This window comes from Vibrio sp. Vb1574, from assembly GCF_033338675.1.
This window is the reverse complement of record NZ_JAWOTC010000464.1, coordinates 1-1,042: the sequence shown is the minus strand read 5'-3', so window position 1 is coordinate 1,042 and position 1,042 is coordinate 1. Positions and strand designations below refer to the sequence as shown.

The window sequence follows — 1,042 nt, the reverse complement described above, 5'->3', positions numbered from 1 at the left end:
GTTATTGCAATGCTATGCCAATTGAGATGAGATTTGGTTATATCTTGTATAACTTCAATCGTTTTTTCAGCAGGCATACCATAAAGAAAGTTTTTAACGTGAAGGAATAAAAAACGTGAACTTTCGCAAAAATACTCTAGTACTCACGATGCTTGCAACGGCTGCTCCGATTGCCGCACAAGCAGCTTCTAAACCCAACATGCTGGTTATCATGGGTGATGACATCGGCTACGGTAACATCTCTGCTTACAACCAAGGTATGCTTGGCTACAACACACCAAACATCGACAGAATTGCGCAAGAAGGTGCGCTTTTCACTGCGTACTACGCGCAGCAATCTTGTACTGCGGGTCGTAGTACTTTCATTACTGGTCAAATGCCAATCCGTACCGGTTTGACGAAAGTAGGCCTACCGGGTGCAGAGCAAGGTCTTCAGCCGCAAGACATTACAATGGCGACGGCACTGAAAGATATGGGCTACGCGACAGGCCAATTTGGTAAAAACCACCTTGGTGACAAAGATGAAATGTTGCCAACAAACCACGGTTTTGATGAGTTCATGGGTAACCTTTACCACTTGAACGCGGAAGAAGAGCCTGAAAACCCTGATTACCCGAAAGATCCTGCGTTCCGCAAAAACTTTGGCCCGCGTGGCGTAATCCATTCTTATGCCGATGGCAAAATTGAAGACACAGGTCCTTTGACGCGTAAGCGCATGGAAACGGTCGACCAAGAAACGCTAGACGCGGCAATGAATTTCATGGAGCGTCAAGTTAAAGCGAACAAGCCGTTCTTCTTGTGGTACAACGCAACGCGCATGCACATTTGGACGCATGTGAAAGAAGAAAACCGTACAACAGGTTTGGGTGAATACGCAGATGGTATGGTAGAGCACGACAACATGGTTGGTGAGTTGCTAGATAAACTGGATGATCTGAAAGTGGCCGACAACACCATCGTGATTTACACCACCGATAACGGCCCGATGAACGCGACCTGGCCTGATGCAGCATTTGGTCCTTTCCGTGGTGAGAAAAACACA

General features: G+C 46.8%; 1 protein-coding gene. It reads left to right on the top strand.

Annotation, left to right across the window (positions count from 1 at the left end; all coding sequences use genetic code 11):
* Window positions 1-148 precede the first annotated feature (148 nt).
* Window positions 149-1,042 (top strand): sulfatase-like hydrolase/transferase (locus R7O12_RS26895; protein WP_318127118.1); only part of this gene is annotated, 894 nt, incomplete at its 3' end.